This window comes from Nostoc sp. 'Lobaria pulmonaria (5183) cyanobiont' (genome assembly GCF_002949795.1).
Taxonomy (GTDB): domain Bacteria; phylum Cyanobacteriota; class Cyanobacteriia; order Cyanobacteriales; family Nostocaceae; genus Nostoc.
Genome location: NZ_CP026692.1, coordinates 1,563,857 through 1,579,782 on the forward strand (window position 1 = coordinate 1,563,857; position 15,926 = coordinate 1,579,782).

Sequence of the window (15,926 nt, forward strand, 5' to 3'; positions counted from 1 at the left end):
AAAAACTAAAAATTTTATTTCAACAATTACGCTCTGATTAAACAGATTCCTTAGTCATTAGGAATCACTGCACTCGGTCGCAGCCAATAATTCAACTCTGGTGCAGTAAATGCTTGGCGGATTTCTTTTCGTTCTTGATTCAAAACCATCGGACGCTGTACACCAGCAAGAAACTGTACATCATAAAGTTCTTGACAGCCTGTGGTGAACTTCAGCATCCCCATCTGCTGTCCATTTCGCAAATCCACGACTGCCACGCCACAGAGCAACTTCTCAAACCGTTGGGTTATGGGCAACCCTCCGAAAATATGCCGTTCCCGAATCTGGCATAGTCCGACTAGAGCGTAATACCCGACGCAGCACAACCCCCGCAGAAATCCAGGGAGTACACAGACTACTTGTTTGTCTCCTGATTCGGGATGAATGCGCCATACTTCCCCAGCACCAGAGTTGAGTAACCACAAAAACCCGTCATGCCAAATTGGGGAATGGGGCATTGATAATCCATCTAAAATAATTTCATTGCTCTCTACTTCCACAACGACTCCACCGTTAGCTTTACTCGCTCGCCATCCCCCGACGGTATCTGTCGCACCGAGAGCAGTCACATACTTGGGTTTGCCATCCACCATCGCTAACCCATTAAGGTGACAACGGTCTTCTGGCACTACTTGGGAAATAAATTTGGGATGCCAGCGCGGTACAAAGCTAAAGTCTGGACTCAAGGCAGAAAGACACGAAAAGCGGGTATTGACAATCCACAACCCTTCTCTGCCAAATTCCAGGTCGTGAATATTGAGGTCGCCTGTGAAATATGTCATCCGTGGCAGGTAGAGGGCATCGTAGCGTCCGGGCTGGTCTTCTAAAAACTCATAAGCTAGTGCGGAGGCATTGGCTAATAAACAGACTTCGTGATGGGTAGCCAGTGCCAGTCGTGAACCATTCACTGCCAATCCCATTGGTTTGGAAAATTGGCGTAACAGCATAGTTATCTGTTCCCCATTCCAGCCTACTAGTGCTAGTTTTCCAGCTTGGTAGGTGGTGATGGCAACTGAGCCTCCGGCTTGACTCAGCCAGGAGATAAATCCCTGGTCGGCATCACATTGAATTAAGTTATTCTCTTCTGGGGCAGTAGTGGGAAAAGTGGACAACATAAATCAGTTGAATTAAATTTCAAGTTTTGTTGAGGAACTTTAGACTTAGTTAAATACAAAATATACTCAGTTGCTCCATCTGTTAAAATTGAGCGGTAAATCACCAACTACGAACCCCGAAAATTACTGGTACAAACTACTAGTAAAGCACGGCGTAAATCCAGCTATCACCTTAATTAAGCAGACAAGTTGCTCAGAGCAACTGGTTAAAGGTGAACAAATTTATGCCAAAGTGTACTAGTGATTGATGTCATTAGTTTTGATGAGTTGTGAAAGTTTGTAGTCAGGACTAAAACCCTTAAAATTGACCGATAAATCGCTCACTACGAATCTCTCAAAATTAATGAAACAGACTACTAGGCGTGCCATCATTGTCAATAAACAAGCCTGTACCAGAAACAGCACCTAAAGGAATCGCCCCCAGATAATGGGTTGTGCCGCCATAAAGCTGCACTGGATATAACTTTGCAGATATTTTGAACTTAGTTTTTTATAATGTCCTAGTGGTAAATCTTATTTGGTAATCTACTGTTATAATAAGGACTGTTTTAGTCAAAATAAACTGTATATATACTGAATGTAAAAATTAGTTAAAACTTCAATAAATTGAGAACTGGAACAGCAAGTTTTGTTACTATAGCGGCGAATTGCGTTGTTAGGGTTCAGAAAATGCGTAAGTGTAGCCCGTCGTATAAATCGCTATATTTTGTATTAAATATTTAGAGCTAAATACGTATAATTATGCGATTCCTTCACTCGAAATCAGTAGAGGTAAGAGTAGCAAAGCTGACACGGGCTGCCTTGCAATGGCTGAAATTCCTGCTAAAAAAGGATTATAAAAATAAAATTACTATTTGACCCACAATTACCTAAAAAAGCTTTTTTGGTGTGCCATTTAAAATGTACGACGAAAGTAGGATGAGACAACAAGAGTGTGGTGTGACAGTATGGTTCACTGGTCTCAGTGGTGCAGGTAAAACTACTATCTGTCAATTCGTGGAGAAGGAACTGCGGATACAAGGATACAGGGTTGAAGTTCTGGATGGTGATGCGATACGTCAAAACCTATGCAAAGGGCTGGGTTTTAGTAAAGCTGATCGAGAAGAGAATATTCGGCGCATTGGTTTTGTAGCTCAACTTCTTGCCAGAAATAATGTGATTGTATTGGTTTCAGCTATTTCACCGTACCGTGAAATTCGGGAAGAAGTGCGCCAAAGTATTCCATATTTCATTGAAGTGTACGTTAATGCATCATTAGAAGTTTGTGAACAGCGAGACGTAAAAGGGTTATATAAAAAAGCAAGAGCTGGCAAAATTAAGCACTTTACTGGTATTGACGATCCTTATGAAATACCACTCTGTCCTGAAGTCGAATGCAAAACTAACCAGGAAAGCGTTGCTCAAAGTGCAACTAAGGTCTTAGAAAAGCTAGAAAAGTTGGGTTATATAGTTGCTAGAATGAATGGTTTATGAGTTAAATAAAGTTTTTAACTCATAACTTTTACTAAGATGCCAATAATTGCCGAATTAACCTGGCTACAGCTTTCTGTGTGAAGCGGTTGGCAATTTGTTGACCTAAACGTTGTACATCAGAATTTACCAATAACTGGGCAATTTGGGATGTAAGTTGCACTGGATCAAAGCCTCTTGTTTCTTGGAGAATACCTAATATACGTTTGATATGCTCCAAGGTTTGTTGTTGCTCAACTGTAGCTGCTGGAGTTTTATTAACTGCTGTCAATCCTACCCGTTCTCGCAACAAGGAGGTAAAGTTATGCAAAATATTTTTACCTAAAGCATCGAGTCCGTTAACAGATTCATCTACTAGCTTGTCACGAATAAAAGCACCGCGTTCAGATGACAGAAATTCTATCCCCTGATTCAGCACTAAATTAAAGTCGTAGTCTTGACTATTACGCGCATTTTTTAACAAGTTTTCTAAGCGATTCCAGCGAAATCTGCCATCTTTAAATAACAAATCTTGCAATGATGCTCTTAATTGCGGTGCTGGGTCTGTTAACAGGCGTTTAGAAACGTAGGGATAAGCTTCGCTGAGAACTTTAAAGTTTGGATCTATATATATTGCAATACCTTCGAGCGTCACAAGGGAGCGAATAATTAAGGCGTAATAGGGTGGTACACGGAAAGGATACTCATACATCAAAGCTGATAGTTCATCGGTGATGCTTTTAATGTTGAGTTCGGCAACACTGGCTCCTTGGGCATCAGCAAAAACTCTGGCAAAAGCTGGGATAATTGGTGTTAAATCGGTTTCTGGTGATAAAAAATCTAACTTAACGTAGTCTTTTGCTAATCCTTCAAAGTCGCGGTTGACAACGTGGACGATCGCTTCAATCAATCCATAACGCTGTGGTGGCTTAATCTCGCTCATCATCCCAAAGTCGAGATAAGCCAATTTGCCATCAGTTGTTGCTAACAAATTACCAGGGTGAGGATCGGCGTGGAAAAATCCATGTTCTAGCAGCTGGCGTAAGGAACACTGCACACCCACTTCAATTAGGTAACGAGCATCTATCCCTTGGGCGCTAATTTCTTCTGTCTGGGTTAATTTAGTGCCGTTAATCCACTCCATCGTCAAGACGCGGCGATTGGTGTATTCCCAGTAAATTTTCGGTACATATACGTCTTTTATATGACCGTATAACTCGAAAAATCGCTCGGCATTTTCACCCTCGTGGATGTAGTCCATCTCTTCAAAGATGCGATCGCCTAATTCATCGAGAATCCCAACTAAGTCACTTCTTACCCGTTTAACCTTTTTCTGTACCCAAGCGGCCAGGTTACGCAAGATATACAAGTCAATGGTAATCCCCTCTCTTAAGTCGGGGCGTTGAACTTTAACGGCGACTTCTTCGCCAGTTTTTAGCTTACCTTTATACACTTGCCCCAATGAAGCCGCAGCAATTGGCTGGGCCGAGAGTTCGGCGTAAACCTCTTCTGGAGGTGCGCCTAATTCTTCTTTGATAAACTGGTAAGCAATTTCGTTGGCAAAAGGCGGTAATTGGTCTTGTAGTTTAGTTAATTCTTCTAGGTATACGGGAGGAACTAGATCCGGTCTGGTGGACAAAGCTTGTCCAATTTTGATGTAAGCAGGCCCTAATTGGGTTAGCAATACTCGTAGCTGAGTGGCTCGGCGGCGGTCATTTTTGACGACAATTCCCCGTTTACTATCCGACCACAATCCAAAAACAAAGGATAGAGTCGGCCCCAATACGGCAAAAATCCGCCGTAAAACTTGCACTTTTCTATTTTGGTAATGCGCCGCTATGCCCACGGGATCGTAAAGCGTTTCAGGTTGCGCTGTTGTCCTCGCTTTTTGAGCTGCTAAAAGTCTTGGCGAGCGTACAACTAAGCTTGGTGTACCATCTTCTGGTACTACATCAATAACGTCCAGTTCGTCGCCTCGGCGATTTGTGCCGTTGCGACTGTCCTCCTGAATCGGTCGGGAACTAGGGGGAAGTGTCTTAACAATCATGAAGAAAGCCACCAGTCAGAACGATCACATTAAGTATTGTAACAATATGTTTAGAAATTGGGAATTTGGAATGGGGCACTTGTACTGAGCGACTCGTGCCGAGCGGAGCCGAGGTAAGTTGAAGTATTGGGCATTGGTTATTTCTTCCTCATCTTTCCCGCCTCCACCTATTCCTTAGTACTAATAGGTCTGCTACACTTAAACGGGCATACTAATTCAATAGTAGTAGGTATTGCTAGTTGCTGAAAGATCATATTTTTATTGTCTTGTAAGTTAGAAGTATCTGGCATCTGCCCTCATGGAGAATTTGGCTTGATGTTGCTTTGCCTGCGAATCGAAAACTTTGCCCTAATTGACCAATTGGAATTGGAATTTGGCGCGGGACTAAATGTGTTAACAGGTGAAACCGGCGCTGGAAAATCTATTATCTTGGATGCCATTGATGCCGCTTTGGGCGGTAAAGTCTCTAGTCGAGTCATTCGCACGGGGACAAATCGGGCGATGGTAGAAGCTACTTTCACCTCAAACGCCCCCCTAGCGGCTTGGTTGACCGAACAAGAAATAGATTTGCTTGATGAGAATTCTGTAGTCATTAGCCGAGAAATCACAGCCACTGCTAGTAATGTCCGTAGTCGATCGCGGGTGAATGGAGTGTTGGTAAATCGGCAGATTATGGTAGGAATGCGCGATCGCTTGGTGGAAATTACCGCCCAAGGTCAAACGGTACAAGTTGGACAATCTGCCCAAGTCCGTGACTGGTTAGATTTGTATGGCGGCGACTCCTTGATGCAGCAGCGTCATAAAGTCGCCACGAGCTTTAGTAGTTACCAACAGGCGCATTTAGCACTAGAAAAACGTCGGACATCAGAACGGGAACGGTTGCAACAACTCGACTTGCTGACTTATCAAGTGCAAGAACTGGGAGCAGCCAATCTCAGTGAGCCTAATGAATTGGAACAGTTGGGACAAGAACGGGAACGCCTGAATCATGTCGTCGATTTACAACAAATGAGTTACAAAGTTTATCAGGCTTTGTATCAAAATGATCATGAAACTCCCGCCGCCGCAGATTTATTGGGAGACAGTGAGGCGACATTAAATGACATGGTGGAATACGATACCCAACTACAACATCTATTAGAATTGGTGCGGGACGCGCAAGCTGCGGTAATGGAAGTGGGAAGGCAGATTAATGCTTATGGAGATGGTTTGGAAGCCGATCCGCAACGGTTGGAAGAGGTGGAAGAACGAATTCGGGAGTTAAAGCAAATTTGCCGCAAGTATGGGCCGACACTTACAGAAGCGATCGCTTATTACCAACGTATCCAAGCAGAATTAGCCCAACTTAACGACAGCGAACAATCTATCGAAAGTCTGGAACAGCACGAAAAGGCGTGTTTTGAGAAACTTACCCAAGCAAGTAATCAGCTAACTCAATTGCGGAGTAAGGCGGCTGCTAATTTAGAAGCACGTTTGATAGCTGAACTCAAGCCCCTAGCGATGGAAAAGGTAAAGTTTCTGGTTGAAATATTACCAGCTTTCCCAACTGCGATGGGAGCAGATAAAATTACCTTTACATTTAGTTCTAACCCTGGAGAACCACTGCAACCTTTAACGGAAATTGCTTCTGGCGGGGAAATGAGCCGCTTTTTACTAGCGCTGAAAGCTTGTTTTTCTCAGGTTGATGTGGCTGGGACAATGGTATTTGATGAAATTGATGTCGGGGTTTCGGGAAGAGTAGCCCAAGCGATCGCGGAAAAATTACACCAGCTAAGTCAACGCAACCAAGTATTGTGTGTTACCCACCAGCCTTTAGTTGCGGCCATGGCCGATCGGCATTTCCGTGTAGATAAGCAAACTATCAATCAAGGGAAAGGTAAAAAAGCTAACAATGGCAATACTGAACAGCGTACCGTTGTGCGAGTTACTACCTTAGATAATTTAACTACTCGCCGGGAAGAACTAGCGCAATTAGCTGGTGGTAAATCTGCAAGTGATGCGATCGCTTTTGCAGAATCTCTGCTATTACAAGCTGCTAATCACCGTCAAAAAATTAAAAATTAAACATCAATCTACACCGTTGATGCTTCTAGAAATGACTGACCGAGATAACCTCCTTCAGCTTTGACACCAGGTAAAGCGAAGAAATATCCACCACCAATAGGGCGAATATATTCTTCCAAAGGTTCCCCAATCAGGCGATTTTGTACTGTTACAAAGCCCTTCTCTAAATCAGCTTGAAAACAGACAAACAATAAACCCATATCTAACTGTCCAGATTTGTCAAACCCGCGTGAATAATTGAAACCACGCCGCAGAATCAAACTCGACTCTGATTTGCGAGGATTAGCAAGGCGGATATGAGCATTTAGGGGGATTTGTTGACCTTTAGGGTCTTGATCATAATTGGGAATATCTTTCTCGTGCTTCATCCCCAAGGGTGCGCCAATTTCCTTGTTTCGGCCAATAATTGTCTCTTGCTCCTGTAGTGGTGTACGATCCCAGCGTTCGACTAAATTGCGGATTACCCGCACCACTTGATAACTTCCCCCTACTGTCCAAGCGGGTTCACCACTGTTTGGCTGTACCCAGACAATCCGGTTCATCAACTTTTCGTCACTAGCATTTAGATTTGCCGTCCCATCTTTAAAACCAAGCAGGTTACGCACTGTAGATTTGCCTTGTTTTTTGTGGGTATTCGGCGGCAGAAACCCAGTTATTTGCCAACGCAAAGTGAGCAAGTCAGGCAAGTTCTTAATAATGTCGCGTAAAGCGTGGAGATTCGATTCCTCAGTATTCGCACAGAATTGTAACAGTATATCCCCATGACATAAATCTGGGTCAAGCTGGTCATTATGAAAATTGGCCATAGTATCTAACCGCTTTGGTTTCAAGTTGGCGAGTCCAAAGCGGTTGTCGAACAGTGAGTTACCCACAGCTAGGGTGATTGTCAGGTTATTAGGAGCAATCTCTGGACCCATAATCCCGGAATCACTGGGTGGAAATTTGGGGTCGCGCGGCTTGGGTGTTCCCCCTGCCATCAGAAACTGGATGCGCTCAGTTAAAGTTTTGAACAACCGCACTAAATCTGCCTTCTTTGTAGCAGTTGTATCAAATGCAACCATCAAACCCGCAGCAGGAGTAGGGGTAAGAATACCTGCTTGGTGAAGCCCAAAGAACGGCACGACCTCTTCAGATGGGTCAAGAGGTGTTCCCAGAAGAGTCCGATAACCCAAAGTCGTCAAAGCTGCTATTCCACCTGCTGCTGCCATGCCGATTAACAAGTCACGACGGCTGATGCGGGGAGTAATGCGTAAACTTGGTTGCTTTGTAATGGACATAATTTACTCCTCTAGGAATTCTTCATCAATTAGTTAACGCCCAAAGTGCCGCGCAACTGAGACAAATCTTCAGAAAGGGCAGCGATCGCTGTTTTCATGTCTTTCTTGTCTGCTTCACTTACCTTATCGTAGGTAGCAAAACCACCATCAGGGGTTTTGTATTTGGCAAGTTTTTGGTCAACTTTGGTGAAATTTGCATCCACACGCGCTAATAAATCTGGGTTGGCTTTTTGAATGACGGGGCGCAATAACTCCACAATCTTTTGCGAACCATCCACATTAGCGCTGAAGTCCCAGAGGTCAGTATGGCTGTAGCGGTCTTCTTCCCCAGAAATTTTGGTAGCAGCCACTTCTTCAATTAAGCCAGCAGCACCGCCAACCATATTTTTCGGTTCAATGGTCAAGGTAGCAATGCGCTTTTGTAGCTCTAGTCCATCTTTCTGTAGCTTTTCGGAAAAGGGTTTCATGCCTTTTGTAGTTTTGTCTTGGAATAAAGCTTTCTCTATGCGATGGTATCCAGTGAATTCTGGGTCGGCCTCTTTTTTAGCAAAGTCATCAGCACGGGAATCCATCGTTTTATCGAGGTCGGAGAAAAGTTCCGCTATCGGTTCTGCGCGTTCCCAGTGGGCATGAGTAGACGGATAGAGTTTCTGGGCTTTGGCAACGTCTCCAGCAATCACAGCATCCGTGAAGGTCTTGTTGTCTGCCACTAGTTGGTCAGTTTCTTTAGTGACGTAGACTTTATATTCTGCGATCGCACCAACTAATTGACCTTGATCTACAGTCCCCTTGGCTTGAGAATCTCCTTGTCCAGGTTTTACACTGAGTTTTCCTTTGGGATTGCTGCGTAAACCGCAACCCATATCATACTCACCTGGTTCTAGATTGATTTTGACTTTCTGAACAAAGCCAGGAGCAATATTTTCTCGTTCCTCTACGACTTTCACCCCAGACAAAATTTCCCACTCTAGAGGTTGGCTGCTTTTATTAGTAACCACAAAGTTGTTTTGCCCAGATGCTACTGTTAGCTGATTGGGTTCGCAACCTTTATCTGTCACAGTCAAAGCAGTTTCCGTAGAATTGGTAGCAGAGGTATCGCTAGCTACAGTTTTAGCTTCTGGAGAATTATTCCCAGAAGTATCGCTTGATTTCTTGGATTCACAGGCAGCTACTGTCAAGGCAATCAGACAGATAATTGTTGAGTGCTTTAAAAAATTTTTCATTGTTGTATTTTCCTAAAAATTATTGAAGTTGCTAGGAATGACTTGTGGTAGTCTTCTGTCCAGCGTTACCGCCTAACAAGAACAGCAGCATGGTAGGAATTAGGTAGCCAAAATAAACGATCACCTCACTTACAGTAGGGGCATCGTTGTAGCCAAAAAATCCTGCCAAAAGTGAACCAACAAACCCGTTATTGGGAAGTATCCCACTAGCATCAAATACCACTGTTTGCAATGAATTCCACACTCCCGCTTCATGAAAGGCTCTCACCCCACTGGCTAAGAGTCCAGCGGCAACTAATATAATGAAGGCTCCTGTCCATTTAAAAAATCGCCTCAAGTTGATGCGGATACCACCCTGATAGATGCCTACACCGACGGCTACTGCGGCTGCATATCCAAACAATGCCCCCACAGGAGCTTGAATTCCCAAATTTTGCTGAAACGTGGCCAGCAGAAACACTACTGTTTCCAGACCTTCCCGCAGTACTGCAAAGAATGCCATCCCCACTAGTGCTATACCTCCCTTATCACCCGATTGAATCGCAGCTTCAACTTGGGACTGTAACTCACCTTTAATCGAACGAGCAGCACGGCGCATCCAGAAAACCATCCAGGTAAGAACCCCAACTGCGACGATGGAAATTACAGCTGCAAATAATTCCTGTTCTTGTTGGGGAAAATCTTGACTAGATATTTGCAAGAAGATCGCAGCTGCTAGACATACAAAAGTCGCTAGTACAATTCCGATCCAGACTGACTTCATCAAATGGGTACGACCAGTTTGCTTGAGATAACTGGCAATGATACCCACGACAAGTGCAGCTTCAACGCCCTCTCGGAACATGATCAAAAAGGGAAAAAGCATGAATAAACTTATTAACTATAATTACTATCAAATCATCATGAGAATAATAACTTACTTGAGAACATTTGTATATAACTTCGAGTTAAAAAAGCTCTAAAATCCTGGAAGCATAAATTTTGCGTCTAAATGACAGTTTGTCAAATATTGCAGACTGTTATTTATTACTCAAGTAAATCAATAGAGAACTCCTGCAACGCTTTGCTAGAAGTTGTTTCCAGTCTATTTTGTCACCTGTCAGAATCTTCTACATCCCAATCGACAGCGTAAATATGTGTGCGCTCGTCTGGAAGCAACTCTTGAAGTTGATTTTGGGTAACAATTGTAGCCATTATGAAAATTATTGAACTACCTTCTCTATGAGACGCTACGCGTAGCTTGCTTTTCAGTAGGAGTATGCGTCCTTCTGCTACGCGTAGCTTTTTTCTGCATAGGAGTATACTTTACAACTTTTTAAACAACCTCTAAAACAGCATTTCTGTATTTTTACTCATGATGCCCATCTGTCAAGTCCGATTCATACCAATTTAAATGATCTTACCCTGCAAATTTTAGTAGTAAAAGTATCTAAAGATTTGACACAAGCATCTAAAGATTTTTCATTGTAAAAATAAGTTATTTTTTTTATATTTAGTGACATAACCTACAATAAACGCAGGTTTTTTTAGTAAGTAAATTTCATAAATACACTCTGTAATTCAGTTGAAAAATCTAAATATTAACACTTAAAAAAACAATAAAAAAGTTACAAATAAAGCTTAATTGAGCTTTTTTGACATTTATTAATGAAGCAAAATTTATGTCCTAATAGGAGGATTAACTCTAATGGCATCTGATGCAAATTCTGTTTTTGGTAACCCTGTTAATGGTGGTGGTCAGGCTAGCAACCTCAGCGATCCTTTCGCACCTGGAGGCGCTTTTGGCATCCCAACGGCTGATAGCTTCGATTTTGATAAGTATGGGATTCCAAAAGAAGGCAGCTTCGATTCCGCTAACTATGGTATTCCCAATAAAGGCAGTTTCGACTTTGCTAAGTATGGTATTCCACAAGAAGGCAGCTTAAGTTTGGGTAGCTCTGGAATTCCCACTGAAGGCAGTTTCGACTTTGCTAAGTATGGTATTCCACAAGAAGGCAATATACCAATTTTTGGTACAGGTAGCGGCGGTTTCCCAATTACTTAGTGCCAATGGCATAAATTTCAGGGCGAATTGAAGTTAGACATTATCCCAAAAATATGGGTTTTTCTACCTTTTAATGACGCGATGTGCAATCGCTAAACAAAAATCCTACCTTATGCAAAAGCTAAGATATTGTGATTGTTATCTATTGCTGGGGTAAGACAAATGTTATCTATGGAATAAATGGTAGTAGCTATGACTTGATCATCTGATACTACCATTTTCTTTTTTATATTGAAACAATCCTACCTTTTGAAGGCGTTATTTTGCTGATATAGGACTCATATTTGATTTTTGAAATATACGCAGGGTGTGTTAGCAAAGCGTAACGCACCTTGCGAGATTTTTGGTGCGTTACGGATTCCGTCCTAACACACCATACATATAGTTAGATTTTATAGATTAGTACTTCTATTTATACTCCTGCAAAGCCCCTAACTTCCGAATTCCCGGCCAAATCATAGCTGTAGCAATCACTACTACAATTGTACCAATTCCACCACCCACAACCGAAATCACCGGGCCAAACAATGCAGCAGTCAAGCCTGATTCAAAGCCCCCCAACTCATTCGAGGCACTAATAAACACGCTATTGATAGCAGCAACCCGACCACGCAAATGATCCGGTGTTCTGATTTGAACTAATGTATGGCGAATCACAACACTAATACTATCTAGTGCGCCACCAAGGGTCAGCATCAACATAGACAGCCAAAAAGAACGAGAAAGTCCAAAGATAATTGTGACAACCCCAAAGCCAACCACTGACCATAATAAGGCTGGGCCTGCTTTGCGTAGTGGTGGTAAATACGCCAGGGTAATCGCCATAGTCAAAGCACCGATGGAGTGGGCTGCTTGTAGGTATCCTAATTCCACTGGCCCCACATGTAAAATATCTTTGGCAAAGATGGGTAGCAACGCGATCGCACCACCCAACAATACAGCAAACATATCTAATGTGATCGCTGCTAAAATTAACTGATTCTGCCAAACAAATTTAGCACCAGCTGCAAGTGCTTTGAGTGAGATTGGCTCAGTTGTGCGGATGGCTTTTTGCTCTTTAATCGGTACTGTTAAAATAAAACACAGCAACGCGGCGATCGCTGCTGCTATATACACTCCTGTAGCACTTCCCAACAGCGCAATCCCAAATCCTCCAAAGGCTGGGCCGATGACTGCGGCTAACTGAAAGCTACTACTATTCCAAGTTGCTGCATTGGTAAACGCACTCACAGGTATCAACTGCCACATCAGAGCATCACTCGCTGGTCTGAGGAATGCTCTAGCGACACCTGTTAATACCAAGCAGGCGTAAATTAGAAAAATTGCACCTTTAGTATAAGAAAGCACTGCCAAAGCTAGCGAACAGAGAGCTAGCAGCATCACTGACAGTAACATGATGAGTTTGCGCTCGCGGCGATCAGCCACATGTCCGGTAATCAAGGTGAGAGCAATCATTGGCAAGACTTGCGCCAGTCCCACACCACCTAGAATTATCGCTGAGTTAGTCCGCTCATAGAGTTCCCAGCCGATAGCTACAGTTTGCATTTGCGATCCCACGGACAGTACCAGCCGTCCAATGGTAAATAGCCGATAGTCTCGAAACTTAAAAGCTGCAAAGGGATCGTGCTGTGCAACCTCAGAGTTATGGGGCTTTGAGTTCTGTTTTCTCGAAGACATTTTTTAGTAGAGTTAAGCCTTCTTCAATATTGGAAATTTGGTCTTCTGTAAGACCTTTCAGCAAGTCGGTAATATGAGCGCGAGTTTGATCTTGGGATTGCTTTAGATGGTGCTTTCCATCTTCAGTTAAATTGAGCAGCACCCGCCGCCGCTCTTGAGGATGAGCGATCCGTTGCACGAAGTCGCGTTGTACCAAGCGTTCTATGGTTGCTGATGCCGTAGCAGAGGTGACACCTAAATGCTCTGCAAGGTCAGATAATGAAGCACCAGGATTACGGTTGATAAATGCCAGCGATCGCAACTGAGGTATAGATAAAAAGGCGGCACTATGGGCACGCATATCCGCTCGGATAAACCGCATCACTAATGGAACTGTCTCCATTACTCTAGCGGCACATTCTTCGGAAGTTGCACCTTGATTAGGTTTATCCAAGGTCATGGGCTTGTTGTTCTCCTGATTACATGGCCACCAGTGGATAAAGTTTTCCACCAATGATCGCCAAAATTATTAATGTTAATAAGAGAATTGTACAATCCAGACCAAAGCCATAGATGCTAGTACCATTTAACAGCATGGTGCCACGTAAGGCATCAACCTCATAAGTCAAGGGATTTAAATGGGAAATGAACTTTAACCAACTCGGCATCAACGAAATCGGATAGATGGCATTGCTAGCAAAAAATAACGGCATGGTTATCAATTGTCCAATACCCGTCATCCTTTCTCGGCTTTTTACCAAACAGCCAATGATTAATGAAAAAATACAAAATGTTCCCGCACCCAGCATGACTATCACTAGTACTTGGAGAATAGCTAAAGGATGAAGATTTAGTTTGACACCCAATAGAAATGTCAATCCGTAAATGAATACTACCTGAGATAAGCATCGCACCCCACAGGCTAGAGCTTTACCTAACACCATCGCTACACGGGGTGTGGGACTAGCGAGAAATTTATGTACAATCCCTAAATCTCGCTCCCAGATTAGCGTCATCCCACCGCTAAAAATTGCCACAAACAAAATACTCTGAGCCAAAATGCCAGCAGAAATGAAGTCCAAATAGTCACTCCTGATGTTAACTGGTCGCCTGTATAGTGAATAAAGACATCATCCAAAGTTGCATTTGGGTTATCTAAAGAAGCTTTTAAGTCGCTTGGTCTACCTGTGGTAACGACTTCACCTTGCTGCATAATTGCCACTCGGTTACATAAGCTGTCTGCTTCTTCTAAAAAGTGGGTTGTTAAAAATATAGTTGTGCCGTAATCAGCACACAGTTGTAGTACAAGCTGCCATACTTGAGTTCGAGCGATGGGATCTAATCCAACAGTCGGCTCATCAAGAAACAGAATTTGGGGTTGATGTAGAACTGATATGCCAATTTCCAGCTTGCGGATCATCCCACCAGAGTAGTTTCGTACCAAGCGTTTCGCGGCATCTTGCAAACCCATGTACTCTAGAATTTCATAGATGCGGCGATCGCGTCCTTTGGCAGGTATTCCATACAGCTTGGCGAAGATTAAGAGATTTTCGTAACCCGTGAGACTACCATCAGCAGAGAGCGCCTGGGGGACATAACCGATAGCCCGTCTCACAGGATTAGATTCACGAGCCACATCATAGCCAGCTAAGGTTGCTTTCCCTGCACTGATAGGCAGTAACGTTGTCAACATTTTAATAACTGTACTTTTCCCTGCGCCATTGGGGCCAAGCAGTCCAAACACTTCGCCCTGTTCCACAGATATGTTCAGGTTATTAACTGCGGTTAACTTCCCAAAACGGCGTGTGAGTCCCTGAGTTTCCAAAATCAACGGTTTTGGTTCTTCTTGAGGTTGCGATCGATTTATTTTTCCCGTCAGTATTGTCACAAATTTGATGCACCAGTTTTAATTAGTAAAACTAACTATTAGCTTCTCAATATAATTACCAGAAGTCAATAGACTCTGGCATAAATTTGAATTAGAGTAACAAGAAACTCAGTAGAGTGGCGGCGAGGTTATTAATGGGCGAAGTATCACTGACAAATTAACCGCAAACACTTGCTAGAATGGTTAATAGGTGAAAAATTTTCAGAATGCCTACTGCTGCTCAGTTAGAAAGTCTATGCCGTATTTAATTTTCATCAACAAGCTGCAAAACCCTCTTGTATAAAGGTTCCGCTATCCAGAATCCTGCTTGGTTAATCAGAGCATCTAACAAAGGTTTCACAGCAGAAATCAGCCTTTGACTTTTAGCTTCAACTAAGATTCCTAAAATCCCTGTGTAACCAAGATTTAGCCTAGCTGCAACCATGCGACCACGACGTTCATCAATCAAAACTTGATCTGCTTTCATTTCCAGCGCTAGAGCGATCGCTTCAACTTCACCAATATCCAGCTCATTGCTGAGTGCTTCAACCAGTATACGATCTTGAACTGGACGAGTTTGAATCCAGATAAAAGTTTGGACTTCAATTGCACCTGCAACTGGAAAGTTGGGATCAGTTAGTTCTCGGTAGACAGCTTCAGGAATTAGGACTGTTCCATAAAGCTGTTGTAGTAAATGAAGATGGTTAATGGCGGCGAGGTTATTAATGGGCGAAGTATCACTGACAACGATCACAGTCTACCCATCGCCCGCAAGTTTTCTATATCTTGTTCAAAATCCTCGACCCCATAATGCACTGAAATTTGACGACTTGCGAGTAGATGCTGAAATGCTATACGGTTTATCCCTGCAAATCGGCTGGCTTGAGCAAGGGTTAACTTATCTTTTTGAAAGAGCATGACTGCAATTTCCTGCTTCATTTCGCCCTCAGTCATCCGAGTTGCGGTTAATATTTCGTTAGGAATGACGACGTTCATAATTACAATCCTTTCTATCACTACTATTCTAAGCAGCTTGGGCATCGCCAAGTGATAATCAGGTAAATAAACCGAACCGTATCCTTTTTATAAATATTGTTCATGTCATAATGTAACGTTTTGTTCTAGTTGGGGAACCCTAAGAATAA

General features: G+C 43.0%; 13 protein-coding genes and 1 pseudogene. 3 read left to right on the forward strand and 11 right to left on the reverse strand.

Features of this window, described 5'->3' with window-relative positions:
• Positions 1–50: 50 nt before the first annotated feature.
• A complete protein-coding gene (locus tag NLP_RS06705; protein WP_104905714.1) occupies positions 51–1,154 on the reverse strand; it encodes a TIGR03032 family protein in 1,104 nt (367 codons plus the stop codon).
• 900 nt (positions 1,155–2,054) lie between these two features.
• On the opposite strand from NLP_RS06705, the gene cysC reads away from it, so the two are divergent.
• Complete coding sequence (gene cysC, locus NLP_RS06710; RefSeq protein ID WP_104905715.1) at positions 2,055–2,627, forward strand: adenylyl-sulfate kinase; 573 nt, start codon at positions 2,055–2,057, stop codon at positions 2,625–2,627.
• A 31-nt stretch (positions 2,628–2,658) separates the two neighbouring features.
• On the opposite strand, the gene NLP_RS06715 is transcribed toward cysC, so the two are convergent.
• The gene (locus tag NLP_RS06715) at positions 2,659–4,650 is read right to left on the reverse strand and encodes an ABC1 kinase family protein (RefSeq protein ID WP_104905716.1); all 1,992 of its coding nucleotides are present in this window, start codon (positions 4,648–4,650) and stop codon (positions 2,659–2,661) included.
• A gap of 315 nt (positions 4,651–4,965) precedes the next feature.
• Between NLP_RS06715 and recN the strand changes: the two genes are divergently transcribed.
• Positions 4,966–6,714 (forward strand): DNA repair protein RecN, encoded by a 1,749-nt coding sequence (gene recN / locus NLP_RS06720; protein ID WP_104905717.1) that lies wholly within the window; start codon positions 4,966–4,968, stop codon positions 6,712–6,714.
• Positions 6,715–6,722: 8 nt separating this feature from the next.
• Here the strand turns inward: recN and efeB are convergent, their stop codons facing one another.
• The 3 genes from efeB to efeU are packed head-to-tail and all read right to left on the reverse strand — an operon-like array spanning position 6,723 to position 10,079.
• Positions 6,723–7,991: an iron uptake transporter deferrochelatase/peroxidase subunit gene (gene efeB / locus NLP_RS06725; protein WP_104905718.1), complete on the reverse strand. Its 1,269-nt coding sequence runs from the start codon at positions 7,989–7,991 to the stop codon at positions 6,723–6,725.
• 29 nt (positions 7,992–8,020) lie between these two features.
• Positions 8,021–9,214, reverse strand: coding sequence for an iron uptake system protein EfeO (gene efeO, locus NLP_RS06730; RefSeq protein ID WP_104905719.1), 1,194 nt, complete (start codon positions 9,212–9,214; stop codon positions 8,021–8,023).
• Between the two features lie 31 nt (positions 9,215–9,245).
• Positions 9,246–10,079: an iron uptake transporter permease EfeU gene (gene efeU / locus NLP_RS06735; RefSeq protein WP_104905720.1), complete on the reverse strand. Its 834-nt coding sequence runs from the start codon at positions 10,077–10,079 to the stop codon at positions 9,246–9,248.
• Between the two features lie 822 nt (positions 10,080–10,901).
• Here efeU and NLP_RS06740 point away from each other — a divergent pair.
• On the forward strand, positions 10,902–11,258 hold the full coding sequence (locus NLP_RS06740) for a hypothetical protein (RefSeq protein ID WP_104905721.1): 357 nt from the start codon (positions 10,902–10,904) through the stop codon (positions 11,256–11,258).
• A 408-nt stretch (positions 11,259–11,666) separates the two neighbouring features.
• Here the strand turns inward: NLP_RS06740 and NLP_RS06745 are convergent, their stop codons facing one another.
• The 6 genes and pseudogenes from NLP_RS06745 to NLP_RS06770 all read right to left on the reverse strand — a co-directional run bounded on the left by NLP_RS06745 (position 11,667) and on the right by NLP_RS06770 (position 15,777).
• On the reverse strand, positions 11,667–12,935 hold the full coding sequence (locus NLP_RS06745; RefSeq protein ID WP_104905722.1) for an MFS transporter: 1,269 nt from the start codon (positions 12,933–12,935) through the stop codon (positions 11,667–11,669).
• Positions 12,901–13,374, reverse strand: coding sequence for a MarR family winged helix-turn-helix transcriptional regulator (locus NLP_RS06750; RefSeq protein WP_104905723.1), 474 nt, complete (start codon positions 13,372–13,374; stop codon positions 12,901–12,903). Before NLP_RS06750 ends, NLP_RS06745 begins: the two co-directional genes overlap by 35 nt.
• A 19-nt stretch (positions 13,375–13,393) precedes the next feature.
• Positions 13,394–13,999: pseudogene (locus NLP_RS06755) on the reverse strand (ABC transporter permease); the annotation flags it as partial.
• Entirely contained in the window at positions 13,927–14,802 is an 876-nt protein-coding gene (locus NLP_RS06760; RefSeq protein ID WP_234017236.1) for an ABC transporter ATP-binding protein, read from the reverse strand. The gene NLP_RS06760 and the pseudogene NLP_RS06755, both read right to left, overlap by 73 nt.
• A gap of 244 nt (positions 14,803–15,046) precedes the next feature.
• Positions 15,047–15,535 (reverse strand): DUF3368 domain-containing protein, encoded by a 489-nt coding sequence (locus NLP_RS06765; protein WP_104905724.1) that lies wholly within the window; start codon positions 15,533–15,535, stop codon positions 15,047–15,049.
• Complete coding sequence (locus NLP_RS06770; protein WP_104909795.1) at positions 15,532–15,777, reverse strand: UPF0175 family protein; 246 nt, start codon at positions 15,775–15,777, stop codon at positions 15,532–15,534. Before NLP_RS06770 ends, NLP_RS06765 begins: the two co-directional genes overlap by 4 nt.
• Positions 15,778–15,926: the final 149 nt, after the last annotated feature.

Bases quoted from the DNA above. Each gene is read 5' to 3' on its own strand.
- NLP_RS06705 (WP_104905714.1), bottom strand. From the start codon at position 1,154: ATGTTGTCCACTTTTCCCACTACTGCCCCAGAAGAGAATAACTTAATT.
- cysC (WP_104905715.1), top strand. From the start codon at position 2,055: ATGTACGACGAAAGTAGGATGAGACAACAAGAGTGTGGTGTGACAGTA.
- NLP_RS06715 (WP_104905716.1), bottom strand. From the start codon at position 4,650: ATGATTGTTAAGACACTTCCCCCTAGTTCCCGACCGATTCAGGAGGAC.
- recN (WP_104905717.1), top strand. From the start codon at position 4,966: ATGTTGCTTTGCCTGCGAATCGAAAACTTTGCCCTAATTGACCAATTG.
- efeB (WP_104905718.1), bottom strand. From the start codon at position 7,991: ATGTCCATTACAAAGCAACCAAGTTTACGCATTACTCCCCGCATCAGC.
- efeO (WP_104905719.1), bottom strand. From the start codon at position 9,214: ATGAAAAATTTTTTAAAGCACTCAACAATTATCTGTCTGATTGCCTTG.
- efeU (WP_104905720.1), bottom strand. From the start codon at position 10,079: ATGCTTTTTCCCTTTTTGATCATGTTCCGAGAGGGCGTTGAAGCTGCA.
- NLP_RS06740 (WP_104905721.1), top strand. From the start codon at position 10,902: ATGGCATCTGATGCAAATTCTGTTTTTGGTAACCCTGTTAATGGTGGT.
- NLP_RS06745 (WP_104905722.1), bottom strand. From the start codon at position 12,935: ATGTCTTCGAGAAAACAGAACTCAAAGCCCCATAACTCTGAGGTTGCA.
- NLP_RS06750 (WP_104905723.1), bottom strand. From the start codon at position 13,374: ATGACCTTGGATAAACCTAATCAAGGTGCAACTTCCGAAGAATGTGCC.
- NLP_RS06770 (WP_104909795.1), bottom strand. From the start codon at position 15,777: ATGAACGTCGTCATTCCTAACGAAATATTAACCGCAACTCGGATGACT.